Origin of the sequence: Kineosporia babensis, assembly GCF_021129305.1 — a bacterium.
Classification (GTDB): domain Bacteria; phylum Actinomycetota; class Actinomycetes; order Actinomycetales; family Kineosporiaceae; genus Kineosporia; species Kineosporia babensis.
This window is the reverse complement of the sequence record NZ_JAJOMB010000005.1, coordinates 275,775-300,896: the sequence shown is the minus strand read 5'-3', so window position 1 is coordinate 300,896 and position 25,122 is coordinate 275,775. Positions and strand designations below refer to the sequence as shown.

General features: G+C 69.1%; 19 protein-coding genes and 2 tRNA genes. 11 read left to right on the top strand and 10 right to left on the bottom strand.

The features are described 5' to 3' along the window. Positions 1-71 precede the first annotated feature (71 nt). On the top strand, positions 72-2,630 hold the full coding sequence (locus LR394_RS12345; RefSeq protein WP_231441147.1) for a sensor domain-containing diguanylate cyclase: 2,559 nt from the start codon (positions 72-74) through the stop codon (positions 2,628-2,630). On the opposite strand, the gene LR394_RS12340 is transcribed toward LR394_RS12345, so the two are convergent. Both LR394_RS12340 and LR394_RS12335 read right to left on the bottom strand, forming a co-directional pair. Further along, positions 2,617-3,456, bottom strand: coding sequence for a hypothetical protein (locus tag LR394_RS12340; RefSeq protein WP_231441137.1), 840 nt, complete (start codon positions 3,454-3,456; stop codon positions 2,617-2,619). The two genes, LR394_RS12345 and LR394_RS12340, sit on opposite strands and share 14 nt — an antisense overlap. A 93-nt stretch (positions 3,457-3,549) precedes the next feature. Further along, positions 3,550-3,622 (bottom strand) — tRNA-Asn (locus LR394_RS12335). A gap of 276 nt (positions 3,623-3,898) precedes the next feature. Between LR394_RS12335 and LR394_RS12330 the strand changes: the two genes are divergently transcribed. Further along, complete coding sequence (locus LR394_RS12330; protein ID WP_231441135.1) at positions 3,899-4,591, top strand: YckD family protein; 693 nt, start codon at positions 3,899-3,901, stop codon at positions 4,589-4,591. A gap of 564 nt (positions 4,592-5,155) precedes the next feature. Then, complete coding sequence (locus LR394_RS12325; RefSeq protein WP_231441133.1) at positions 5,156-6,178, top strand: hypothetical protein; 1,023 nt, start codon at positions 5,156-5,158, stop codon at positions 6,176-6,178. Between the two features lie 3 nt (positions 6,179-6,181). Here the strand turns inward: LR394_RS12325 and LR394_RS12320 are convergent, their stop codons facing one another. Then, entirely contained in the window at positions 6,182-8,827 is a 2,646-nt protein-coding gene (locus tag LR394_RS12320) for an AMP-binding protein (protein WP_231441131.1), read from the bottom strand. 336 nt (positions 8,828-9,163) lie between these two features. Here LR394_RS12320 and LR394_RS12315 point away from each other — a divergent pair, with 336 nt between their 5' ends. Further along, complete coding sequence (locus LR394_RS12315) at positions 9,164-9,952, top strand: sugar phosphate isomerase/epimerase family protein (protein ID WP_231441129.1); 789 nt, start codon at positions 9,164-9,166, stop codon at positions 9,950-9,952. Positions 9,953-10,024: 72 nt separating this feature from the next. Here the strand turns inward: LR394_RS12315 and LR394_RS12310 are convergent, their stop codons facing one another. From LR394_RS12310 to LR394_RS12300, 3 genes are all read right to left on the bottom strand, one after another. Beyond that, positions 10,025-11,230: a glutathionylspermidine synthase family protein gene (locus LR394_RS12310; RefSeq protein WP_231441127.1), complete on the bottom strand. Its 1,206-nt coding sequence runs from the start codon at positions 11,228-11,230 to the stop codon at positions 10,025-10,027. Next, complete coding sequence (locus tag LR394_RS12305; RefSeq protein WP_231441125.1) at positions 11,227-11,652, bottom strand: hypothetical protein; 426 nt, start codon at positions 11,650-11,652, stop codon at positions 11,227-11,229. The genes LR394_RS12310 and LR394_RS12305 overlap by 4 nt, the downstream gene beginning before the upstream one ends. A 153-nt stretch (positions 11,653-11,805) precedes the next feature. Continuing rightward, positions 11,806-11,879: transfer RNA gene (locus tag LR394_RS12300), tRNA-Ile, on the bottom strand. A 179-nt stretch (positions 11,880-12,058) separates the two neighbouring features. On the opposite strand from LR394_RS12300, the gene LR394_RS12295 reads away from it, so the two are divergent. Beyond that, a complete protein-coding gene (locus LR394_RS12295; RefSeq protein WP_231441123.1) occupies positions 12,059-12,544 on the top strand; it encodes an META domain-containing protein in 486 nt (161 codons plus the stop codon). A 100-nt stretch (positions 12,545-12,644) separates the two neighbouring features. Further along, positions 12,645-13,670: an arabinan endo-1,5-alpha-L-arabinosidase gene (locus LR394_RS12290; RefSeq protein WP_231441120.1), complete on the top strand. Its 1,026-nt coding sequence runs from the start codon at positions 12,645-12,647 to the stop codon at positions 13,668-13,670. A 246-nt stretch (positions 13,671-13,916) separates the two neighbouring features. Here LR394_RS12290 and LR394_RS12285 read toward each other — a convergent pair whose 3' ends face one another. Further along, a complete protein-coding gene (locus LR394_RS12285) occupies positions 13,917-14,456 on the bottom strand; it encodes a DUF4352 domain-containing protein (RefSeq protein WP_231441118.1) in 540 nt (179 codons plus the stop codon). A 174-nt stretch (positions 14,457-14,630) separates the two neighbouring features. Between LR394_RS12285 and LR394_RS12280 the strand changes: the two genes are divergently transcribed. Next, complete coding sequence (locus LR394_RS12280; RefSeq protein ID WP_231441117.1) at positions 14,631-15,206, top strand: GNAT family N-acetyltransferase; 576 nt, start codon at positions 14,631-14,633, stop codon at positions 15,204-15,206. Here LR394_RS12280 and LR394_RS12275 read toward each other — a convergent pair. Next, positions 15,200-15,994 carry a nucleotidyltransferase domain-containing protein gene (locus tag LR394_RS12275; protein WP_231441115.1) on the bottom strand — a complete coding sequence of 265 codons (795 nt, stop codon included), beginning with the start codon at positions 15,992-15,994 and terminating at the stop codon, positions 15,200-15,202. The genes LR394_RS12280 and LR394_RS12275 overlap by 7 nt on opposite strands. Before the next feature lie 107 nt (positions 15,995-16,101). On the opposite strand from LR394_RS12275, the gene LR394_RS12270 reads away from it, so the two are divergent. Beyond that, positions 16,102-16,719, top strand: coding sequence for an MSMEG_1061 family FMN-dependent PPOX-type flavoprotein (locus LR394_RS12270; protein ID WP_231441113.1), 618 nt, complete (start codon positions 16,102-16,104; stop codon positions 16,717-16,719). On the opposite strand, the gene LR394_RS12265 is transcribed toward LR394_RS12270, so the two are convergent. Continuing rightward, the gene (locus LR394_RS12265) at positions 16,713-17,792 is read right to left on the bottom strand and encodes an alpha/beta hydrolase (RefSeq protein ID WP_231441111.1); all 1,080 of its coding nucleotides are present in this window, start codon (positions 17,790-17,792) and stop codon (positions 16,713-16,715) included. The two genes, LR394_RS12270 and LR394_RS12265, sit on opposite strands and share 7 nt — an antisense overlap. Positions 17,793-18,014: 222 nt before the next feature. Here LR394_RS12265 and LR394_RS12260 point away from each other — a divergent pair, with 222 nt between their 5' ends. Then, positions 18,015-19,451, top strand: a complete 1,437-nt coding sequence (locus LR394_RS12260; RefSeq protein ID WP_231441109.1) for a GGDEF domain-containing protein — start codon at positions 18,015-18,017, stop codon at positions 19,449-19,451. A 30-nt stretch (positions 19,452-19,481) separates the two neighbouring features. Here the strand turns inward: LR394_RS12260 and LR394_RS12255 are convergent, their stop codons facing one another. Next, on the bottom strand, positions 19,482-20,252 hold the full coding sequence (locus tag LR394_RS12255; protein ID WP_231441108.1) for a hypothetical protein: 771 nt from the start codon (positions 20,250-20,252) through the stop codon (positions 19,482-19,484). Between the two features lie 163 nt (positions 20,253-20,415). On the opposite strand from LR394_RS12255, the gene LR394_RS12250 reads away from it, so the two are divergent. Together LR394_RS12250 and valS are read left to right on the top strand one after the other, a co-directional pair. After that, positions 20,416-22,098: a RecQ family ATP-dependent DNA helicase gene (locus LR394_RS12250; RefSeq protein WP_231441106.1), complete on the top strand. Its 1,683-nt coding sequence runs from the start codon at positions 20,416-20,418 to the stop codon at positions 22,096-22,098. 55 nt (positions 22,099-22,153) lie between these two features. Then, on the top strand, positions 22,154-24,772 hold the full coding sequence (gene valS, locus LR394_RS12245; protein ID WP_231441103.1) for a valine--tRNA ligase: 2,619 nt from the start codon (positions 22,154-22,156) through the stop codon (positions 24,770-24,772). The last annotated feature ends 350 nt before the right edge of the window (positions 24,773-25,122 follow it).

The following is a 25,122-nucleotide window of genomic DNA, read 5'->3' as shown; positions in this document are numbered from 1 at the left end:
CAGGCGCAAGCACGCGTCCCCCGATCGTTGAAGTGAATCAGGCAGGGATCGGGGCGAAGCGGAGGGCGAGGGTGCCGAGGCTGGGTGCGCGCACCATCGTGTTCCTGGCCACGGCCCTGGCCGCGCTCGGCTTCAGCTGGATGGGCCTGGAACCGCTGCGCAACCCCGGCGCCGGGCAACCCGCCTGGTGGCCGCTGGCCGCCTTCGGCGCCGCGCTGCTGGTCTACAGCCCCTCCCGCTGGTGGCCCGCGATCGTGGCCGGTATCGCGCTCGGCTCCACCACGTCCGTTCTGGTGCTCTCGCAGACCGTGGTCAACTACGCCGGCCTGACCGCCGGGCTGTGCGAGAACTTGTTGGTCGCGGTGCTGCTGCGCCGTCTGCGACCGCGCCAGGCCCTGGAAGAACGGCTGATCGACGCGGTCCGGGTCCTCATCTGCCTGCTGGTCGCCAGCACGGTCGCGTCGGTGGTGTTCGCCCTGCTCGGCAGCCCGGGGGACCGGACCGCGCTCGGCCTGTGGTCCGAGTTCGTGCGCAACCACGTGCTGGCGCTGATGCTGATCGGCCCCTGCCTGGTGGTCCACCTCAGCCGCGGGGAGGTGCTGGCCCAGCTGCGCGATCACCGGCGCAACCTGGAATGGCTGGCTCAGCTGGCCGCGACCATGTCGGTTGCGGCGCTGCTGTTCCTGACCTACCAGCGGGTGGTCTCCAGCACGCTGCTGGTGCTGCCGCTGATCTGGGGCGCGACCCGGCTGGGGGCCCTGCGGGCCACGATCAGCCTGCTGGCCTCGGCCCTGATCATCACTCTCGGCACCAACCACGGCCTGGGCCGGATCGCCCTGCTCGACCGGTCCGCCGAGGAACTGCTCACCCTGCAGACCGCGCTCGCCACGCTGTCGCTGGTGGTGATCGCCACCTCGATCAGCGCGCGGCTGCGGGAACGGGCCACCAACCTGCTGCGCCAGCGCACCCAGGACCTGAACACCGCCGAGCGGCTGGCCGGCCTGGGCTCGGTGCGCTGGGACCCGACCACCGACGCCCAGGCCTGGAGCGACGGGCTGCATCTGCTCCTCGGGGCCGACCCGGCCAAGGTCAGACCGAGCGCGGCGGTGTACGACACGTTCGTCCATCCGGAAGACCTGCCCCGGGTGAGGGCCGACGGTGAGCGGATCCGTAACGACATGGGCAACGCCGAGGCCCTGGAGTACCGGATCGTCCGGACAGACGGAGACGTGCGGACCGTCGCCATCCAGACCGTGATCGAGCGTGCCCCCGGAGGCGTCCGGGACCAGGTCTTCGCCACCGTGCAGGATGTCACCCAGGCCCGCGCCGCCGCGGCCGAGGTGACCAAGGCGCACGCCGAGCTGGCCGCGGTGCTGAACGCGGTGACCGGTACCGCCATTCTCGGGACCAACGGAAAAGACGGACGAATAAGCTTTTTCAACATCGGCGCCGAGCGGATGTTCGGCTACCGGGCCGAGGAGGTGATCGGCCGGATGCGCGCCCTGGACCTGCACGACCAGGCCGACTTCGACGGTCAGGATCCGGGCGAGGAGATCCTGGCAGCGGTCCGGGCCCACGGAACCTACAGTGCCCAGAGGAATTTCGTCCGGCAGGACGGCTCGAGGTTCCCCGGCCAGCTGACCATTACCTCGCACCAGGGCTCCGACGACCGGCCGCTCGGTTTCATCGGTGTGATCACCGACCTGACCGGGGTGCTGCAGGCCCAGGAAGAGCTGGCCGAGAGCGAAAAACGTTTCCGCCTGGCCTTCGACACCTCACCGATGGGCATGGCGGTGGTCTCGCTGGCCCCCGCCGAGCCGGGCCGGTTCCTGCGGGTGAACGACGCCCTGTGCGAATTCGCCGGGGTCGGCGAAGCGGTGCTGCTGGGCTCCACCGTGGGTGACTTCCTCGGCGACGGCGAACATCTCCAGGAAGCGATGGCCAACCTGGTCGCCATGATGAACGGCAGCCGTGACTCGGTGACCGTCGACCGCCACCTGTACCGCCCGGACGGCGGCGAGCGCTGGGGCAAGGTCTCCGCCTCGGCGGTGCGCCCCGGCCGGGGCCGCGACCCCTACCTGATCCTGCTGGTCGAGGACATCACCGCGCGCAAGGCCCTGACCGAGCGGCTCCAGCACGAGGCCGCCCACGACTCGCTGACCGGCCTGCCCAACCGCCTGCACCTGCACCGCCAGCTGGAACGGGAACTCCAGGAACGTGATTCGGGCGGATCGGTGGCCGTGCTCTACCTGGACCTGGACGGGTTCAAGGCGGTCAACGACTCGCAGGGGCACGGCGCCGGGGACGAGCTGCTGGTGCAGGTGGCCGACCGGATCGCGGCCTCGGTGCGCTCGGGCGACGTGGTGGCCCGGCTCGGCGGCGACGAGTTCGCGGTGCTGTGCCCGGGCATTCCGGACGTGGAGACGGCGATGCGGACCGGCCGGCGGATCCTGGCCGCGCTGTCGCTGGAGTTCGACCTCTCGCAGACGCGGGCGCGGGTTGGGGCGAGCATCGGGGTGGCGGTGGCGGTCGAGGGGGACACCGGGCCGGAGTTGCTGCATGCCGCGGATCAGGCGATGTATGCGGCCAAGCGGGAGGGGAAGGGGGTGGTGCGGCTCAATGCGCGGTGAGCGGCTGGATCACCGCGATGGTCTTGTCGTCGTGACACTTGGCCCGGGGCCAGCGCTGACCGTTGGGGTCGCTGTCCTCGACTCGATGGACGTCCGCGATGAACTGCGCCGGGCTGGTGATCGCCGACTGCCGTGCTGTGGCCCAGTCGGCGGGCGACCCGTACTCGTCCACTCCGGCCGATGCTCCATCTGACAGCAGGAGGACGGCGGCAACCTGGTCCAGGGGGTACTCGGCGGTCAGGGCGTGATGGGCTGCCGCCGGTACGGCCCCGGCAACCCAATGGCCCCCTTCCCGGTTCCGCTCCCGGCGCTCGTCCTCCTGAAGCCGGGCGAGCATCGGCTTGAGTTCGGGACCGTACCCGTGGCCGGCGCGGAGGTAGTCGCGGTAGATGGTTCGAGCCTGGACCGCCGCGCACTGCAGACGTTCATCGAGCAGGATGACCGGATCGGCTTCGGGGCTGAAGATCACCGCGGGGCTGTCGCACAGTACGTAAACCTCGACGTGCTGGGCATCCCAGCGAGCGATGGTGACGGTGCTCTCCGGTGACTGACCAGGCTCGAGACCGAACGTGCGGCACATGTCCTCGATCGCATCGTGAACGATGTCGGCCAGGGGCCGTTCCTCGTCCAGCGAGTTCATCAGCCGGGCACCCAGGTTCTCGGCGTACCAGCCGCCGTCCCGACCGGGTGCTTGTGGGTACCAGGCTGATGCGCCGTCGAGAACTGCGGCTGCTCGATCGGTTACGACGACCGAGTCCTGGTTCCTGAGCCCGTCGCCGCGCAGTGTGGCGGTGCTGACGAGCATGTACGGATTCGTGGAAGGCATACCAACTCGCTCCGGCCGGCGCGCTTGGGGAACTCAAAAAGGCCTCGCCGTTGGCGAGGCCTTGAGAGGTTAGCCGCTGATCTGCGACTCAGGCTCCCCCGACTGGACTTGAACCAGTAACCCTTCGATTAACAGTCGAATGCTCTGCCAATTGAGCTACGGGGGATTGTTCTGTTGTGTTTGCCGCAGTTCCCTCCGGCGAGAAGAACTCTACCAAAGATCCGACGGTGCTCTTGACCAACCCGTACAGGGCGTGGCGTCCGGGCTCTGGGAGCTGGATCACAGGGGTAGCACAGCGTGCTCACAGCTTCACAGGGAACTGCCAGGGGCGGCCAAGCCGGGCCACAGGTGGCAGGTCGAGCTTCGATGGTGGAGGACGGTCCCCACCCGGTTCAGGTCCGGGGAATCAGCGTGGACGGTCCGTAACGAGGGGAAAACAGACATGCGCACCAGACGTCTGACTGTGGCGGTGGCCTCGGGGGCCATCGCCTTGGGGGCGGCGGGCTTTGTGGCCTACCCCGCCTTCGCCGATGACACGCCCGGCAGTCCGCCGGCAGCGAGTACCGAGCCCAGGGGCGGCGACCGGGAGGACCGGATCAGCGAGGCGCTGAAGAATCTGGTCGAGGACGGCACGCTCACCCAGGAACAGTCGGACAAGGTGGCGGAGGAGCTGTCCGACGCCGATCTCAGGGGCCCGCACGTGAATCCGCGGGCCGGGGGACCGTTCGGGGTAGCGCTGGACGAGGTCGCGGAGGTGCTCGGGCTTTCTCGTGCGGAGGTGGAGAGCGGCCTGGCCGACGGCAAGTCGGTGAAGGAGCTCGCCGAGGAGCAGGGTAAGGACGTCGGCGCGGTGGTCGACGCTCTGGTCGCGGCCGCTTCGGAGAAGGTCGACGAAGCAGTGGACGAGGGGCGCATCTCCCAGGAGAACGCGAACGAGGTGAAGTCTCACCTTGAGGAGCGGATCACGGATGTCGTCGAGAACGGCCTGCCCAAGCTGCCAGGTAAGGGGGGCGACGGGCCGCGCTTCTTCCACCGAGGCGGCCCTGGGGCGACGGATGAACAGGGCAGCGATCAGAACGACGAGGACGGCGGGACTCCGGGGTCCAGCGAATCGTCCTTCCTGGGCGCGGCCTGAACTGACCTGAGCTACGCGTGGCCGGTACCTACGCCGGAGTGGCCGAGGGGATCGTGCTGGCGGCGCTGGGTTCGGGGGCGGCGGACAGCCCGTCGCCCCCGGGCCGAGGGCGTCTGAGATCCGGTTCAAGAGCTTCAAAACTGGGGACGGGGTGCGCGCCGACGCTCGTCGACTCACCTGACGATCTTGGGAACCTCCTGATCAGACCCTCCGTTGTCACCCGACAGGCCGAATCGTTATCGGGATGTGACAATATTCCGGGCAGGTGCGGGTTTGAACAAGGAGTCGGCAATGGCGGACGCGATGTCGCGGGCTTCAGGAGACATGTCACCGGAAGAACTGGCTGCGCTCTGGGGCCCTCCGGGACAAGAACCAGTGATCATCTCCACCGGTGCGAGCCGGGATGGCCGAGTCGCTGCACCGCCGTCCAAGCCGCCGTCCCAGCCCCAGTCCGAGCCGCCGCCCGAGGCGAACGAGCCAGGTGCGGCCGGTTGGGAGTCATCCGACTGGGCCGCGCCGGGGGCGTCCGGCTCTGCGACTGACGACCAGGCTCCTGTCATCGAGGTGCCCAGCGCGGACGCTCCCCAACTGGTGGCCTCGGGAACTGGACGTGTGCTCGGCGCGCCGCCCTCGACGTCCCCCATTCTGGCCGCTCAGCATGGCGGAGGCTCAGCCCCGGCCGTGGAGGCGATCGACGGTCAGGGAGGGGTCTGGGAGTACGACCTGGGCACCCGCCCGTCCGCTCCGCTCCCGACCGACGACCTACCCCAGGGCAACCCCTCCAACTGGGCCACCGACCTCGATCAGCCCGACGGATGGATCGACGAAGGGGGTAAAGCCGCACCCCCAGACCCCCTCCGGCGCAAGGTGTTCATGGTCGCGGCGGCGGTACTCGCGGCCGTGGTGGCCGGTCTGTCCATTCCCGCGATCCTGTCCGACGAGCCGGAAGAGCCCGAAGGCGAGACCGTCGTCCTAGGTTCACACCTGGCCGCCCCCGTAGCTCTGAACCTCCCGGAGGGCGCAGTGGCCACGGCCGACGAAAGCTACGTAGGGGTGAAGTTCTCCAGCGGGGGCTGGGTTCTGGCCACCGTGCCCGAAGAAGTGGTCCTACCCAGCGGCGAACGTGCCCCGATGCCGCTCGACCCGGCAGGCTGGCTCCGTAGCCACCCAGACGTCTTCGTGAGCGGGGTACGCACGGTCGAGATAGACGGCCGCACTGCCACCCAGATGGACTACCGGCGTTCGTCGATGGCCGAACCGCAGAGCCGCTACGCCCGGCTGCCCCTGTTCTGCGGCTGGAAGAGCCAGGACCTGAACAACACCAGCGTCTACCGTTCCAGCTCGCGCCCCTCCGGCCGGGAGTGCACCCAGATCACCAACGACGCCCGGGTCCGCGCCACCTTCATCCCCGTCGAGGGCCGGATCCTGCTGGTCGAGGCGGTCTGGAAGCCGTACGGGGTCTGGGGCTGGCGGATGCCCAAGACGCTGAAGACCTCGTACGACGAACTGCTCGGCGGGCTCTCACCACGGGTGGCCGAACCCGGTGAGACCACCAGTCTCACCAGCTTCGGCCAGTCCCGCCGCTAGGCCCTAGAACTGGTCGGGCCAGGCCTTGCTCCTACGCACCAGCCTGGGCCGGGCCTGCTCCCGGCGCGGGCGGGCCTCGGCCGGGTCCCGCTGCTGGGCCGGCTCCAGCTGCTCCCAGATCACCTCGGAAGTCTTGCCGGCGAACGGGTCCCGCAGGATCGACATGTGGTCGCCGGGCACGTGGGTGAGCCGCCAGGTGCCGGTCAGGTACGGCGCCCAGGCCCGGCGCTCGTGCTTCTCCTCGCTGTCGGCGGCCACGATGATCAGCGTCTCGCCGTCGTAGGGCTTGGCCCGGTAGCGCTGGTGCAGGTAGTTGCTCTGCCGCCAGAACCGCCAGTACTGGTCGTCGCCCGGCGTGCCGCGCAGGCCGGTGGTGGCCACCCCCAGCGCGGTCCGCAGCTTCTGCACCGTCGAACCCTCCAGCGGTGCATGGGATTTGCGGTCCGGCGGGAACGAGTCGATCACCACGAGGAGCTCGACCTGCTGCCCGGCCTCACGCAACTGCTGGGCCACTTCCAGGGCCAGCACCCCACCGAACGAGTGCCCACCGATGAAGTACGGCCCGACCGGCTGGATCGAGCGCAGCGTCTTGATGTGCCGGCGGGCCGAGGCCTCCACGCTCCAGTCCGGAACGCCCCGCGCCTCCAGCCCGTAGGCCTGCAGCGCGTAGACCGGTAGGTCTTCCGGCAGGTGCCGGACCAGCGGAACCAGCGTCACGCCGAGCCCGCCACCGCCGGTGAGCAGGAACAGCGGGGGACGGGAACCGCTGCCGCGCAACGGGACCAGGGTCTGGTTGGCTGCGCTGACCTTGCGGGTGACCCGCTCGGCGAACTCCCGCAGCGTGGGCGCCTGCACCAGCACGGTGGTCTGCGCCTCAGTGGCGGCCACCCCGAGCTCGGAGGCCATCCGGCTCATCAGGCTCTCGGCGGCCAGCGAATCCCCACCGAGCTCGAAGAAGTCGTCGTCCAGGCTGATGTCGGGCAGCGCCAGCACGCTGCACCACAGCGCCCGGACCACCTCTTCCCACTCGCTGAGCTGCTCGGTACTACCCCCGGCAGTCACCTCGGGCGGCTCGGGAAGCGCGTTCCGGTCGAGCTTTCCGCGGTCGGTGCGGGGCAGGGCCTCGATGAACACGATGCTCTCGGGGACCATGTACGAGGGCAGGACCCCGGCCAGGTGCTGGCGCATCGCGGCCGCGCTGGGCCGGTCCGCGGTGGAGACGATGTACGAGACCAGCCGCTTACCCCCGCTCTCGCCGCTCTTCTCAGCCCCGATCGTCAGCGATTCGCGTACCTCGTCCAGCGCCGACAGGGCGGCGTCGACCTCGCCCGGCTCCACCAGATAGCCGCGGATCTTGACGCTGTGGTCCCGACGGCCGAGCAGCCGCAGCGCACCGGTCTCGTCCACCGTGCCGACATCGCTGCTGCGATAGGTGCGGGTGAGCCCGTCGGGGTCGGGGGTGAAGGCCCGGTCGGTGGCCTCTGGATCGCCCAGATAGCCGGAGGCCAGGTTGCGCCCGCTCAGCGTGACCGTGCCGGAACCCCCGGGCGGAACCGGAACCCCTTCGGCGTCAACGATTCTGAGCTCGATGTCCGGGATCGGGCGGCCGACCGGCAGCAGCCCCTCCAGCGGCGGGTGCGTGCAGTCCACCTGGTACTCGGTGAGCAGGCTGGTCTCGGACGAGCCGTAGCGGTTGCGCAGCAGGCAGTCGGGCGGCAGCAGGCTGCGGGCGGCCTCGATGTCCGGGCCGTAGGCGGCCTCACCGGCGATGGTGATAGAGCGCAGCCGGGCCAGGTGCTGCGGGTCCGGGGCGATGCCGACCAGGTTGCGCAGGATGGCCGGGCTGGCCTGGACGATGGTGACCTGATTCTGCTCGATCCAGCCGGGCAGGCTGTTGATGCCGCGCGCCCGAATGTCGTACATGGCCAGCGTGGTGCCGACGAGAATGCCTGCGCAGGTGGCCATCAGCCCGGCGTGGAAGGCCATCGGGAGGGTGTGGGCGACCACGTCGTCGGCGTCGTAGCAGTCGGTGGCCCGGGCATTGGCCCAGGCGTCGCGCACCAGCATCCGGTGGTCGTTGACCACGACCTTGGGCCGGCCGGTGGAGCCGGAGGTGAATGCGTAGGCCGCAGCGTCACCCGGGCGCGGCGCGGTGGCCCACATCGCGTCAAGATCGGCTTCGGTGCCGGTGTTCTCGGCGGAGGCGTCCACCAGGACCTGCTCGACGAGCTCGGCGGCGGTGGCCGCGTTGGCCTGGTCGGTCAGGCACAGTCGCACGTCCACGCGATCGACGAACGCCTGCAGGCGGGCCGGGGGAGTACGCGGGTCGAGCACCAGGATCGGCTGGCCAGAGGTGACGATCCCCCAGAGAGCGGCTACGGCGGCCGCGCCGTGCGAGTACAGCAACGCGACCGGGCGCTCGGCCGGGGCGTCGGCCTCTTGGTGCACTGCGGCGAAGACCTGACGGCGCACGGCGGCCACTCGCAGCGCGAACTCGCCGTAGGTCAGGCTCAGTTCGTCGTCGTAGACAGCGACGGCATCGGACTGGGCGGTGACTACATGGCGTAGTCGTGCCACGGTCCCGGCCTCGATATCCGCATGGGTCAGCGGATCAGCCCGGCGTCCGGTCCGCACCGTCGGCGCTGTCATGGATCCCCTCCCGATTGCTCCCGCCCCATCAGAAACTTGCATTTCGGATATTCCGGGAGTGTTGAGTCCGTCGGCAACCAATATGCCAAGGAATCCTGGGTCCGCGCCCCTCCGGTTCACAAGAGTGCTGGTCAGAGGCCTGGGAAATGTCAGACTTAAGCGCGGATATGGTGGTTTCGGTAGTCAGGATAGTCACTAATGGCTGAGAGAAATCGGAGAAGGGCTTCACCGGTTCCATTGATTTCGTAGAGTGAACGGATGATCGACGCTCCCGGCCCCTGGTCCACCCGCCGTGCTCCCGTTCGGACCAGTCCCGTCGATCTGAACTTATCGGCGATGACTCTGCGTTACGTCGGCTTCTCCGATCGAGTGCTCGCCGCGGCCGCCGCGGGCTTCACCGGCATCGGTCTGGGCGCGGTCGACTACCTCGACGCCCGCCGTTCCGAGTTCTCCGAGGAGCAGCTGGCCGACTACGTGGCCCGGCACGGGCTGCGGGTGGTGGAGCTGGAGTTCCTCACCGACTGGTGGCGTGAGGCCGACGTGCGCGGCGTGCGCCTGGAGGAGGATCTGCTCTTCTACCTGGCCGACCTGCTCGGCGTGCCGCAGATCAACGTGGGCCTGTTCGCTGATGTGCCGCTGGAGGTGCAGAAGCAGCAGTTCCGCCGGCTCTGCCGCCGGGCCGCGGACCACGACGTGAAGGTCGCGCTGGAGTTCATGCCGTACAGCTCGCTGCGTAACCTGGCTCAGGCCCGCGAACTCGTCTCCCACGCCGACACCGGCAACGCTGGGCTGATGCTGGATGCCTGGCACTGGCACCGCTCGGGCGGCACCCTCGAGGAACTACGCACCCTGTCTGCCACCGAAGTGCTGGCCGTGCAGCTGTGCGACGCCTCGGCCACACCCGCCGAGGACCTGCGCGAGGAAGGCCGCCACCACCGTCTGCTGCCCGGTGGCGGTGTGGTCGACCTGCACGGATTCCTCGGTGCGCTGAGCGAGATCGGGGTGAACCTGCCGCTTGCGGTCGAGGTGCTCTCCGACGAACTGGACGCCCGCAACCCGGTCGAGGTGGCGATGCTGGCCGCCCGTTCGGTCGAGCAGCTACTGGCTGCGCGAGCCGCCGCCTGAGATCGTCCGGGAGGTTTCCTTCACCGAAAACCGCCCGGACCACTGCGCTCTCGGCGCCCACAACGTCTCTAGTTACTGCTCTTCATCGATCCAGCTCTGCACCTGCGCGGCGCTGGTGCGCGGAGCGTCGATGAAATGGGGGACGAAGCGGGCCTGGGTGTCGGTGATCAGCCGGCCTGCGTCGGTCTCCCGGATACCGAGACCGGCTGCGTGCCCGCCGATCACCCAGGTGCCGAGCACCGGAAGGCAGTCGCCGATCCGCGGGATCTCGTAGTAGTGCTGGAAGATCGCCTGCTGCCCCTCGGTGTGCCGGTCGGCCACGCTGGCCGCGGTCTCGCCGTTGCGAATCACCTTGACCCCGGCGCCTTCCCAGCCGTGCACCGGCTTCATCACGTAGTCCGGGCCGAGCTTGTCCGGCGACCAGTACGCGGGCAGCAGATTCGGGTGATCGGGGTACAGCTCCCACATCGTGGCCAGCACCGCCTTGGAGCCGGTGAGCACTTTGTGCACCGGTTCCAGCCAGTTCACGGCGCTTTCCAGGGCCGCCCGCCCGAAGTCCTCGGCCAGCATCCATTCCCACGGATACATCGCGAAACACAGGCTGATCGGGTCGTTCTCCAGGCCGACGAAGGTGTTCGAGCCGGGTACCAGGCCGATCTGGTCGATCGGCAGGGTGATCGGCCGCCCACCGGCCTCGCGCACCGTGTCGGCCAGGTAGGCAATGGTGTTCCAGTCCTCCAGCGGCTCGGCGACCCCGGCCACCAGGTGCACGAACTCGTTGTCCTTCAGATGCCGGCGCCAGGTGTGAACCAGCCGCTCGTGCAGCATGTTCCACTGATCACGCTCGGGCTGGACCGTCTCCAGCCAGGACCACTGCGTCACCGCGGTCTCGACCAGGGCCGCCGGGGTGTCCGCGTTGTACTCCAGCATCTTCGGCGCGCTACTGCCGTCCCAGAGCAGATCGAAACGCCCGTACAGCGTCCAGTCCTCCTCCACGGACTTACGCAGATACGGCCACGCGTACTCCGGAATCCGCAGGCGCTGCAGGGTGGCGGGGTCGTGACACATCACCCGGGTGGCATGCATCGCCATCGCGTGCAGTTCGTCGGTGACCCGCTCCAGCTCGTCGATCTGCGGCTCGGTGAACCGGTAGGCCGCCCCCTCGAACCAGTAGGGCAACTCGTCGGAGGAGTCGTTGCGCTCCCGGGCGTAGGCCAGGCCCTCGGCCTCGACCAGCTGGTACGCGTCCGGGCGGGGGGTCTGCGGCAGCCGGATCAACCGCCCACGCTCCCGCTGCTGCTGCGGCTGGTCTTGCCGAACCCGCCCCGGTCGGCCGCCGTCTTCACGCTCGACTTGCTCACCGTGCCACCGTTGCGCTCGGCCCCGCCGAAGGTGGCTCCGTGCCCGGACGGCAGCGTGCTCACCGACCCGGGGTAGTCCGCGATCCGGCCCCCGACCGGCGGGAACCGCAGGCCCGAGCCGTACAACCGCCAAGCGTGGGTGCCGCCGTAGTACCCGCTGCGCGCACCCTCGTCGTCCTCGTCGCACTCATCGTCGGCAACACGCTTCTGGGTGCTCTTGTCCACGCAGACGCCCTGATGATCGCGCTCTACGCTGTTCCCGCACCCGGTGAGTACCGCCGCTGCGAACAGCGCCGTGCCGCTGGCCACCACCAAGGTGCTGCGTCGTCGAGTCTTCACCCGTACCGATCGTTCCCGTCTGTCGTCCGCCGGTATCAGCCTCTCAGACGCACCGACGTGCTGACAGCGTTGCATGCAATGCCACAGATCGGTGTTGTTGTCCGGATCACTCAGGCCTGGGTTGAGCACGGGTAGGACTCTGGAGGACGGGAGTGGGGCAGGCGGGGTTCGAACCCGCGACCGACGGATTATGAGTCCGCTGCTCTAACCTATTGAGCTACTGCCCCGGTCTGCTCACGCCGATGTGGGCAGGCAGCACCCAAGGGCGCCGCGAAGCAAGGTTACCGGCAGTGTGGGTACGCCGTGGCAAATCCGCAGATCCTTCCCAGTGTGTCCCGCGCCGGACACGGAACCCGGTGCGGCCGGGAGTCGTCCAAGCAGGGTGCCGACGAGCGAAGGACGGGTCATGAGGCGTGGTGCATGGATGGTCCTGCCGGCTCTGCTCCTGGCCGGCTGCGGTGAGGACAAGGCTGATCAGGAGGCGGTGACGGTGGGCGCGGACCCCCGGGAGGCGATCGCGGGCACCTGGTATCCGCAGGAGATTGCCGGGTACACCGTCGATCCGTTGAACGCGGACTCCTACGCCGAGGCGTATCTGGAGTTCAGCGACGGCAAGGTGGTGGGCAGCGACGGGTGCAACCAGGTGCGCGGCACGTACCGGCTCGAGGCCGACGGGGCGTTCGAGCTGGAGCAGTTGACGTCGACCAGGATGGCCTGCGCCAACGTCCCGCACCACACCGTGATGGACCGGGCCACCCGGGTCGAGGTCGACGGGCAGAGCCTGATCTTCGGCGCGACGGACGAGGTCGCGCGCTACGGCCGCAGCCAGAGCCCGCCCGCCGAGCCGATCGTCCGCAAGAAGACCGAGCCCGAGATCCCACCGGGAACTTGACCTCGATTTGACCGACCGGCAAGCAACCTCGCCGGGCCGGCAACCGACCTGATCAGCATCGACCGGTATCCAGCCGGTCCGGTGCATCAGGAAAGGTGCCATGTCCAGCGTCTTCTCAGCCCGGCCGAGGTCCCGGTTCCGGCTGGCCGGGCTGCTTGCCGCCGCCCTCGTGATCGCGGCGGCCGTCCCGGCCGTCCTGCACATCCGTTCTGCGGACGCGGCCGAATACCCGGGCCCGGGTGTGGTGTCGGGGAACATCACGGTGCACGACCCCACGATGGTGAAGGGCCCGGACGGCACCTACCTGATGGCCGCCACGGCTCCCGGGATCGCCCTGCGCACGTCCACCGACCGAACCAAGTTCAGCTACACCGGCCTGGCCTTCCCCAACGGAAGTGCCACCTGGACGGATGAATACACCGGCACCAAGGACGGCAACCTGTGGGCGCCGGACCTGTCGTACCGCAACGGCAAGTACTACCTGTACTACTCGGCCTCCTCGTTCGGGAAGAACAAGTCGGCGATCTTCCTGGCCACCAGCACCACCGGCAGGCCCGGCAGCTGGACCAACCAGGGCAAGATCTACTCGACCACCACCAGCAGCAACCACAACGCGATCGACCCCAACCTGATCGTCGACCGGCAGGGCAAGTGGTGGCTCTCGCTCGGATCGTTCTGGTCGGGCATCAAGATGATCGAGCTGAATCCCAGCACGGGCAAGCGGATCTCGGGCAGCTCGACGGTGCACAGCATCGCGAGCCGGCCGGGCAGCACCGCGCTCGAGGCGCCGGCGATCATCTACCACGCCGGCTACTACTACCTGTTCACCTCGTGGGACAGCTGCTGCAAGGGCAAGGACAGCACCTACAAGATCATGGTCGGCCGGTCCAAGACCATCACCGGCCCGTATAAGGACCGGCCGGGCAAGCTGCTCACCGAGGGCGGTGGCACTCAGGTGCTGGGCACGCACGGCACCGTCATCGGCCCGGGCGGGCAGTCGCTGATCCAGGACGGCGACGGTGACGTGCTCGTCTACCACTACTACGACGGCGCCGACAACGGCGTGGCCAAGCTGGGAATCAACCGGATCAGCTGGGATTCGTCGAACTGGCCCTTCGTGAGCTGACACTCGCCGACTCCGAGGCGGGCCGACAAGCGTCCCTCGGCTGAACTCCCGACTCCCGGCTGCCCCCGTCGCCGGGAGTCGGGCCTGCGGGTTTCGGGTATCCGGTTTCAGTATGCCTGCGGCAGAACCAATTGCGGACGCTGTGGTCGGCCGGAATCATAGGTTCCCCAACGCTCGGCAAGGGGAAAGCGAACGACTGGTGAGCCGTTTCGATGCCGGGCAGATGAAACCTCTGCTGGACCTGCTCTAACGCACGTCGAGCTTCGTCGTCTGCTCGGCCACCTTCAGGCTCAGCGTGTCCGGGTCCTCGTTCGAGGGGATCAGGAACTGCAGCTTCACCGTCCTGGTCTTGCCCGCCGCCACTTCCACCGTCTTCTCGGTCAGGCTGTCGTAGGACTTGGCCAGATCGGTGCGCAGCGACTGACCGGGTCCGGCCACACCGATCGGCTGCTCGGAGGTGTTCTGCACCCTCACCGCAACAGTGGCCACGTGCTGGTCCTCGGCCTTGTCCTTGGGCTCGGAGATCTTGGCCTTCTCCGGCACCGACACCACCAGCGTGACATCCGTGACCGTCGATCCGTTCGTCAGTTGGCCCTCGACCGTCGCCTCCTCACCCAGCGCGGTGGCCGGGGTCAGGAAGACCGGGAGCTTGCCGTAGTGCAGGGCGATCGCGCCGCCGAACAGCAGTCCGGCCACGGCCAGGGCCGAGAGCATGGCACCGGGCCCACCGCGGGGATCGGGACGGCTGGGCGGGCTGGGACGGCGCCGGCCGTTGTCGTCCGCCATGAATCACCCTTCTGCGCACATCTCGGGCCAGCATCGTGCTCAGTGAACGGCTGATCTGACAAGGGCCGCGGCCGTCGGCGGGCACGCCTTCCGAGGTGCGCGTGACTGTGGATGTGAACCACGCCACTCGTCCGTTATGTGCCCTTCACCTCGATGACACGTGATGATGTCGGCGTGGACGTTCGCGTCGCCACCGCCGAGGACCTCCCCGCCTTGGCGGCGACCCTCGCGGACGCCTTCGGTCAGGATCCGGTGTGGACGTGGATGATTCCCGATCGCGACCGGCACCGGCGCCTGACCAGGCTTTTCGGGGCGTTGCTCGGGCATGCCCTGCCTCGCGGGCAGGTCCGGACGACGCTGGACCGGCAAGCCGTGGCGGTGTGGTCGGCGCCGGGCCAATGGCAACTTCCCCTGCCCTCGGTAGCGCGTGCGGCGCCGCACCTGATCCGCAGCGCTGGCCCCCGCCTGCCCCGGCTGCTGCGCCGGCTCGGCGAGATCGAGCGAACGCATCACCAGCAGCCGCCGGGGCACTGGTACCTGGAGTTCATCGGCACGGCCGCCCCGGTTCGGGGCCAAGGGCACGGAACCGCCCTGCTCGGCGAGGCGTTCGGGCGGTTCGACGGCGCCCCGGTGTACCTGGAGTCGTCGAACCCCCGAAACCTGCCCTTCTACCGGCGCCACGGGTTCGAGGTGACCGGCCAGGTGCCGGTGACCTCAGGCCCGCCGCACTGGATGATGTGGCGTCACTGACGCCGGTAGACGCTGACCGCCCATTCCTCGATCGTGGCCAGATCGGGCTCGGCGGGCAGGGGAGTGCGCCCGGTCTCCAGCGCCTGCACCACCTCGGCCGCGACCGCGTCGATCTCGGCCAGCACCACGCTCAGCTCTCGCACCTGCCCGGACTTCACCTCCAGCACCCGCTGCCGCTCGTCCTGCGGCATCGGCAGAGTCAGCCGGCCGTGCTGCACCAGTTCCCGGCCCTGCATCGCCAGCCGCAGGGCGTGGGAGGCGTACTTCACGTCGTATCCGAACCGTTCGACCAGCTCAGGTCGGTTCGGCACCTTGCGCCCACCGTTGGTCAGGGCATCGCGCTGGGCCTGCATGAAGCCCAGGAAACGCCGGGCCGCCTCCTGCGACAGGAACGCCTGCTGCAGCCCCCGCAGCTCGTGCCCGAGCTCGTTGCAGAACATCAGCTGCGACTCGGGGGCGAACAGCGGCAGCAGCGCGGTCGGGTTCCCCTTCACCGCCAGCTGCAGATACTTGCGCAGGCCGTACATCACCAGATCGGTGTCACCTGGTCCGGAGCGCGCTCCTTCGGCCTGCGACCGGGCCACATAGCTGTCGCGCACGCTGCGCAGCCCGAGCAGCCAGTGGGCCGGCTCGACGTACACGCCCATCTCGTCATGGTCGTCGGTGCCCGCGATCGCGATGCCGTGCAGCCCCGAGCCCACCGTGGAGCGCAGGATCTGGCCGGTCTCGGCCACCTCCCGGTCCCCGTACTCCAGTACCGGAACGGCCAGCAGTTCTCGCGCACCCATGACGACCTCCTGGTTTTGGGCAGTCGGATATCGTGCAACATCCGGCGCCCCCGGCGCACGCGATTTGTTTTCGGTCCCCCCAGAAGAACGGTGCGGTGGTACGGCAGATGAGCCGAGTGATCACGAACGAGGCGCAGCTGCGCGAGATCGTCGAACTGCCCCACCCGGACATCGCGAACAAGGCGGTCGACCGGATCGACCCCGAGTCCCGGCGGTTCATCGAGCTCAGCCCGTTCTTCCTGCTGGCCACCACCGCGCCGGACGGCAGCTGCGACGTCTCGCCCCGGGGCGACCCGGCCGGCAACGTGCTGGTGCTGGACGAGAAGACGATCGCGTTCGGCGACCGCAAGGGCAATCGCCGCCTGGACAGCCTGCGCAACATCCTGCAGTCGCCGCGGGTGGGCATGCTCTTCGTGGTGCCGGGGATCAGCGACACGATCCGGGTGAACGGCACGGCCCGGATCGTCGCCGAGGCGCCCTACCTGGAGCGGATGACGGTGCAGGGCAGCACCCCGCACCTGAGCGTCGAGATCACCGTGGAAGAACTGTTCAGCCACTGCAGCAAGGCGTTCGTGCGCTCCAGGATCTGGGACACCGGCACCTGGCCCGAGCGCAAGGCGGTGCCCACCGGTGGCCAGATCGCCAAGAGCCAGCGCAACCTCCAGGTCGAGGCCCAGGTGATCGACGACATGCTCGCCCTGGACTCCCGGCACGGCCTCTACTGAAGGTGCTGGTCCAGGAAGGCCAGTAGGGCGTCGAACGTGGGGGCGGGGCTGTCGGACCGGCTGACCTGGCCGTTGCGGCTGGTGTGGACCACGACGCTCGGGGCCGGGTCGGCGCCGCTCAGGTAGGCATCGGTGTGGCCGACGTCCTGCACGAGCGTGAAAGTGGCTGGGGCGCCGGCGTTGTTGTAGGCGGCGAAGAGCAGCTGGGACTGGTTGTAGGGCACGAGGGCGTCGGTGCTGCCGTGCGCAATCCAGATCGGCGGCGCGGAACTGGTGACGTACGTGGTCGGGTTGGCCCGGCGGGTGGCCTTGGGATCGGACTGGATGGCGAAACCCATCAGCTGGGATTCCGGGGACGAGGCGGGGTTGTGCTTCTGGCCGCCCCGGATTCGGTGCTCGTCCATGGAGAGGAAGTCCGTGGGACCGAAGAGATCGATGACCGCCTGGACCGCGCTGGATTCCGAGGCATTACCGAGATCGCCCTCGAGGAAGTCACTTCCGGCCGATACCCCGGCCATCACGGCGCCCCAGCCTCCGCTGCTCGTGCCCATGGCCGCGAAACGGCTCTTGTCCAGGTTGTATTCGCCGGCGTGGGCACGCAGCCAGCGGATCGCGGCCTTGATGTCGTGCACCTGGGCGGGGAACTTCGCCTGGTCCGAGCTGCGGACGTTCACGCCCACCACCGCGTAGCCGTGCGGGGCCCACCGATCGGCCAGGCCTTCGGCGGTGGTGGCGCCGCTGAGCTCGGACGAGGTGGATTTGGTGTCGTCACTGCCGAAGGCCGATCCGGCCTGGAAAAGGACGACCGGAAAAGGCCCTTCGCCCACGGACGGGACGTAGAGATCGAGGAGGTGCCCTCGTCCCACATTTTCGGCGTAGGAGAGATCGATGTGACGAGTGTAGACGTCGGCCGGGCTTTCGGTAGTTTCCGCGGTTTGCGGGGTTTCGGCGGCGCTGTCCTGAGATTTTCCTGTGCAGGCGGTCAGTCCGGCGGCCACCAGCGCACCCAGTCCGGCCCGGCGGGTGAAGCGGGGTACCGGGATCAGGCGGGCACTGGCGGCGGGGAAGGACATGTCCCCAGGCTACGTTCGCAGCGCCGGAATCGGGAGAACGCCGACTCAGGGCTCTCTCAGCTGGACCGAAACGCCTCAAGTGCTCCGGTGATCGGGACGACAACCAGCTGGGGCAGATTCGGGCGGGGGATCGGACCAGGGATGCAGGATCCGGAGGGGACCAGGGTGTCGTGGACCGGGCGTTCCGGCACGACCCTGGAGCGGTCACGATGGATCTTCGGCGTGCTCACGCTGGCCTCCACCGTGTTCACCATGCCGCACATGCTGGCCGCGGCCGCCGACGACTGGGACACCCTGAGCGTCTCGCTCGTCATCCTGCTGGTGTCCTGGACGGTCAGCTACCGCCTCGCCCGGGTCGGCATCTTCAACGACGTGGCCGAGGCCCTGGCCCTGATCGGGGTGATGTCCAGCCTGGACGAGCCCGCGGTGGCGTTCGGCTTCGTCTTCCCGATGATCTGGTTCCGCTCGCTGTACGGCTCCAACCTCCAGGTGGCGGTGCGGATCGTGCTGTACGAGATCTCGCTGATCTTGGAGGTACCGGCCTCGCACCTGCTCGGGCAGCCCGACGATCCGCACGCCTGGGCCTTCCTGCTCGGCGGGATGACCGGTTACGTGGCCAGCGGTCTGGCCGGTCGCTGGGTCGGGGCCGAGAGCATCGGCCGGGACCTGAGCGTGGGCCGTGAGCGCATGGTGGCCGAAAAGGGTACCGCTCTGCTCGGACTCACCGATCCGGCCGCGATCCGCGAGATCGCCTGGTCCGCCCATGCCGAGATCGTCCGTTCGTCCAAGGATTTGCGGATAGTCAAGCTCGACATGCGGGGCGAGGGACTGGTCCTGGACCGCACACTGGGGACTTTCGCCGCTGAGGTCGGGCCGATGACCTTGGCCGACATCGGGGTGGACCCTTCCGAGGGGCTGGACCACGAGGACGGGGTGATCGGCCCGCTGGCGATTCCGCTGCTCGACCGGGCTGTCGGCCGGGCCTGCACCTGGATGGTCCTGCGGTTCAGCAACTACGGTTTCGTGGCGTACATCGTTCTCGGGCACCCGCAACGGCTGGAACCGGAGCTGCTGTCCGCGGTGCGCAGCGTGTGCAACCAGACCGCGCTGGCCATGCAGAACAGCCGGGTGCACAGCCAGCTCAGCGAACAGGCGCTCACCGACGGCCTGACCGGGCTGGCCAACCGGGCCGGTTTCACCGAGGCGGTGCACCAGATGTCGGCCCGGCGCGAAGACCAGTCGCTGGCCGTCCTGTTCGTCGACCTGGACGACTTCAAGGAGGTCAACGACACGCTCGGCCACAAGGCCGGCGACGAACTGCTGCTCCAGGTGGCGAATCTGCTGCGCAGTGTGACCCGGGCGCAGGTGGACGTGGTGGCCCGGCTGGGCGGCGACGAGTTCGCCGTCCTGTTGCACAACACCCCGCTGGAGATCGCTGAGCAGGTAGCCGAGCGGATCGTGCTGGGCGTCTCGGTGCTGGAGGTGACCAACGGCCTCGAGGTGGGGGCCAGCATCGGGGTGGCGATGGCCTCGGCCAAGGTGCGGATCGAGGACCTGCTGGTGCATGCCGACGTGGCCATGTATGCGGCCAAAGCGCACGGCAAGGGCCGGATCCAGGCCTACCACCCCGGGCTGCTCAAGAGACCGGAGCCCGATTGAGGACGGTGTGCGCACCGGCCGCTGCCGGGTTCAGTCGTCGAGGCTGCCGGCCCGGTCGAGGGCCGGTTCGGTGTTGGCCGTCGCCTTGGCCGCGAGTTGCCTTGCCTTGTCCAGGGTCTCGGCCTCGGAGAGGCTGCCGGTGGCGCTCAGGTCCAGGTAGTACGTGCGCTGCTGGGCGTACCAGTCCAGGCTGCGGCTACGCGGGTTCCAGACCGCGAAATCGCCGAGGCCTGGGATGAGTTCGAGTTGGCCCTCGGCCACCTCCTGCTCGGACGCGGCGATGTCCCGCTCCCGCAGTTCGGTGTCGATCCGGTCCAGGGTGGAGGGGCGTGAGGTCATCGTCATCGTCGCGTCCTCGCCCAGGACCGAGTCGTCCAGGCTCCAGGTGCACCAGCCGTCGTGCTCCGAGCGCTCGTAGTCGGCCTCTCCGCCGAGGATCTGGTTCACGTCCGCCAACGGCAGCATGTAGCACTCGAGGCTGTCGTTCCCGGGCCGGTCGAACACGCTGAACGCGCCCCAGCCGACCAGGCCGATCACCACGGTGCCCACGCTCATCACTACCATCTGGGCCCACTCGGGGGCACCGTTGCGGCGGCCCCAGGGCACCTTCCGGCGCCGCAGCTGCGGGGAGTTCTTGGCCTTCGCCTCGCCGGGAGTTCCCCAGCCGGGGGCCTGGTGTTCACCGGCCGGCCGATCCTGAATACCTTCGCCGCCCGGTGACTTTGCGGCTTCTTCCGGCGTTCCGTACAGCGGGTTCACAACTGCGGCCTCGGGTCGGCAGAACAGAGCGGGTCCGGTCATTCCCTCACAGTCCGCGCGGTCGTCGCAAGGCCCGCTAATCACTTGGCCGGAGTCCGCTGGAGTCGCCGGATCCGGGTGGTCCAGTAGCGTGATCGATGAGCAACGTTCGGTACGGAAAAGTGCCGGACGTGCTCTTGGCACCGGTTTCCAGCAGGATGGGCGCGTGAAGTTGGTTCCCCTTTCGATGCGGATCCGCCGGCTGGCCCGTACCCGGCTCGGCCTGCCCCGCCTGCGCCCTGGTCAGCTCGAGGCCGTGAAGGCCCTGGCCAAGGGCCGGGACGTGATGGTCGTGATGCCCACCGGCGCGGGCAAGTCGGCGGTGTACCAGCTGGCCGGCCTGCTGCTGGACGGCCCGACCGTGGTGGTCTCCCCGCTGATCGCCCTGCAGCGCGACCAGCTGGCCAACCTGGCCCGGCACGGAGAGAACGCGGGCCTGGGCGCGGTCGCGGTCAACTCGGCGCAGAGCCGGGGCCGGACCGACGAGGCCTGGGAGTCGCTGACCGCCGGTGACGCCGAGTTCGTCTTCCTGGCCCCGGAGCAGCTGGCCAACCAGGACGTCCTGAAAAGGCTCTCCGAGCTCAAGGTCTCACTGATCGCGATCGACGAGGCGCACTGCGTCTCGGCCTGGGGGCACGACTTCCGGCCGGACTACCTGCGCCTGGGCGACGTGGTCGAGACGCTGGGCCGCCCCCGGGTTCTGGCGCTCACCGCCACCGCCGCCCCGCCGGTGCGGGCCGAGATCGTCGAGCGGCTGCGGATGAGCAACCCGGTCCAGCTGGTCACCGGATTCGACCGGCCCAACCTGGAGCTGGAGGTGCGGCGCTTCACCGAGGCCCGGCACAAGGAGAAGGCGGTCGTCGAGCGGGTCGCCGGGCTCGAGGGCAGCGGCCTGGTCTACGCGGCCACCCGGCGTGCCACCGAGGAGTACGCCGAGCAGTTGCGCGCCCAGGGCCGTACGGCCCGGGCCTACCACGCGGGACTGAAGGCGGCCGAACGCGAGGAGGTGCACCACGCGTTCCTGGCCGGTGAGGTGGACGTGGTGGTGGCCACCAACGCGTTCGGGATGGGGATCAACAAGGCGGACGTCCGGTTCGTCGTCCACGCGGACGTCCCCGATTCGATCGACTCCTACTACCAGGAGATCGGCCGGGCCGGGCGCGACGGCAACCCGGCCCTGGCCTGCCTCTACTACCGCCCCGAGGACCTCTCGCTGCGTAATTTCTTCGCCTCCGCCGGCGCGGACGAGGAGTTGCTGGCGACGGTGGCCGGTGCGGTACTCGAGCACACCAAGACGGACGGGTCGGTCGGCGTGGTCGAACTGCGTCGCGAACTGGAGTTGACCCACACCAAGCTCACCGGCGCCGTCAATCTGCTGGAACAGGCCGGGGCGCTCGCGCTGAAGGACTCGGCCCTGTCGTACACCGACGTGGACGTCCCGGCGGCGGCTGCTGTCGCGGCGGCCGAGGCGATCGACGAAGAGCACACCCAGATGGACAAGTCGCGGGTGTCGATGATGCGGGGGTACGCCGAGACGACGGGGTGCCGGCGCGACTTCCTCCTGGGCTACTTCGGCGAGGAACACCCGGACGGTGGCTGCGGCAACTGCGACTCCTGCAAGTCCGGCTCCACCGCCGAGCAGGAGGCCGAGGCCGAGGAGGTGCCGCCGGAGGTCGCGGCGGTGCAGTTCGAGACCAACCAGCGGGTCCGGCACCGGGAGTGGGGCCCGGGCGTGGTGATGCGGGACGAGGCCGACCGGATCACCGTGCTGTTCGAGCAGGTGGGCTACCGGACGCTGGCCCTGGCCGTGATCGCCGCGGACGCAACGTTGCTGGTCCGCGAGGACTAGGGCGGTTGTCCACAGGCGAGAAAAGCGGTCGCCCGAAACCGATAGAGTCTTCGGCATGGGAAGCCCGAAATCTGCAGTCGACGGTCTCGAAGCCAAATGGGGCGAGACCTGGGAGCGAGAAGGTACGTACCGGTTCGACCGGACCCGTGAGCGCTCCGAGGTCTACTCCATCGACACCCCGCCGCCGACCGTATCGGGCTCCCTGCACGTCGGCCACGTCTTCAGCTACACCCAGACCGACACCATCGCCCGGTTCCAGCGGATGTGCGGCCGTGAGGTCTTCTACCCGATGGGCTGGGACGACAACGGCCTGCCCACCGAGCGCCGGGTGGAGAACTTCTACGGCGTCCGGTGCGACCCGTCGGTCCCGTACGTCGAGGACTTCACGCCGCCGGCCAAGGTTCCGTCCAAGCGGCAGGACTTCGTCGCGGTCAGCCGGCGCAACTTCGTCGAGCTGTGCGAGCAGCTCACCGCCACCGACGAGAAGGTCTTCGAGCAGCTGTGGCGCACCCTCGGCCTGTCGGTCGACTGGTCGCTGACCTACGCCACGGTCTCGCAGTACTCGCAGAAGATCAGCCAGCGGGCGTTCCTGAAGAACTACGAGCGCGGCGAGGCGTACTCCTCGGACGCGCCCAGCCTGTGGGACACCACCTTCCAGACCGCGGTGGCCCAGGCCGAGCTGGAGGACCGGGAGCGCCCGGGCGCCTACCACGACCTGCGTTTCCACCGGGCCGACGGCCAGAGCGTCACCATCTCCACCACCCGGCCCGAGCTGTTGTCGGCCTGCGTGGCGCTGGTCGCCCACCCGGACGACGAGCGGTACCAGCCGCTGTTCGGCACCACCGTCACCACGCCGGTGTTCGGGGTCGAGGTGCCGATCGTGGCGCACCGTCTGGCCCAGCCCGACAAGGGCACCGGCATCGCGATGATCTGCACGTTCGGTGACACCACCGACGTCATCTGGTGGCGTGAGCTGGAGCTGCCCACCCGGGCGATCATCACCAAGACCGGCCGGCTCACCTCGGAGACCCCGGCCTGGCTGGAGACCGAGGCCGGGCGCGCCGCCTTCGCCCGGATCGCCGGCAAGTCGGTCTACGGCGCCCAGCAGGAGACGGTCGAGATGCTGAAGGAGGCCGGCGACCTGCTGGCCGACCCGAAGCCGATCACCCACCCGGTCAAGTTCTTCGAGAAGGGTGACCGCCCGCTCGAGATCGTCACCAGCCGGCAGTGGTACATCCGCAACGGTGGCCGCTCGGAGGAGCTGCGCACCGCCTTCGTGGGCCGCAGCAGCGAGATCGAGTGGCACCCGGAGCACATGCGGCACCGGTACGACAACTGGGTCGAGGGCCTGAACGGCGACTGGCTGGTCTCCCGGCAGCGTTTCTTCGGGGTGCCGATCCCGCTGTGGTACTCGCTGAACGCCGACGGCGAGCCGCAGTACGACAAGCCGCTGGTCCCGGACGACGCGCAGCTGCCGGTCGACCCGCAGTCGCACGTCCCGGCCGGGTACACCGCCGAGCAGCGCGACCAGCCGGGCGGTTTCACCGGTGACCCGGACGTGATGGACACCTGGGCCACCTCCTCGCTCACCCCGCAGATCGTCACCGGGTGGAGCGAGGACGAGGACCTGCACGCCCGCACCTTCCCGATGGACCTGCGCCCGCAGGGCCACGACATCATCCGGACCTGGCTGTTCTCCACCGTGGTGCGCAGCGCCCACGAGTTCGGCCAGGTGCCGTGGAAGCACGCCGCGCTCTCGGGGTGGATCCTCGACCCGGACCGCAAGAAGATGTCCAAGTCCAAGGGCAACGTCGTGGTCCCGACCGACCTGCTGGAGCAGCACGGCGCCGATGCGGTGCGGTACTGGGCCAGCAGCGCCCGCCTCGGCGTGGACACCGCCTTCGACCCGGGCCAGATGAAGATCGGCCGGCGGCTGGCGATGAAGATCGTCAACGCCTCCAAGTTCGCGCTCGGCTTCGGCTCCGCGGCCGGGGCGGTCACCGAGGGCACGATCGTCGAGCCGGTCGACGAGGCCGTGCTGACCCAGCTGATCGTCCTGGTCGAGGAAGCCACCAAGGCGTTCACGGCCTACGACTACTCGCGCGCGCTGAAGCTGACCGAAGAGTTCTTCTGGCAGTTCTGCGACGACTACCTGGAACTGGTGAAGGACCGGGCCTACGGCGAGGGCGCCGGTGCGGTCTCCGCCCAGACCGCGCTGCGGACCGCGGTCTCGGTGCTGCTGCGCCTGTTCGCGCCGTTCCTGCCCTACGTCACCGAAGAGGCCTGGTCGATGGCCACCTCGGAAGACGGCAAGCGCCTGCCCGGCTTCGGGGCCGGCTCGATCCACCGCGCTGCCTGGCCCGCCCCGGTCGAGGTCCGCGAACTGCTGCAGAACTCCGACGAGCCCGCCACCGGCGAGCTCTCGGTGCTCGCGGTGGCCGCCGACGTGCTGCGCCAGATCCGTAAGACCAAGTCCGACGCCAAGAAGTCGGTCCGCGCCGAGGTGGAAAAGGTCGTGGTCTCCGACACCCCGGCCCGGATCGCCGCCGTCCAGGCCGTGATCGGAGACCTGCGCGCCGCCGGCACGGTCGCCGAGCTGGTCACCGTGCCGGTCGACGAGGCCGACGCCAAGGTAGAGGTCACCCTGAAGGAAGCCGAACCCACCGCCGGCTGACCTTCTTGCCGAGAGCCGGTGCCTGGACGCTGAACAGCGTCCAGGCACCGGCTTTCCGCTTTCCAGGGGGCTCATCGCGGCTGCTCCATCCCGGAGAGCCTGCGCTGGGGGAGCGTGCGGCTGGGGGAGCGTGCGGCTGGTGGAGTGCGCGCTGGTGGAGTGCGCGCTGGGGGAGTGCGCGGCTGGAGGGAGTGCGCGGCTGGGGGAGTGTGCAGCTGGAGGGAGTGTGCGCTGGGGGAGTGTGCGCGGCGCCGGGGTCGCCTTGGGGTGGCGGCCTTGCGGGTATGGGCGGGCCGGGGAGTGTGCGCCACCGCATCGCGCCCGGCAAGGAGAGGCAGTCCCCGACCGTG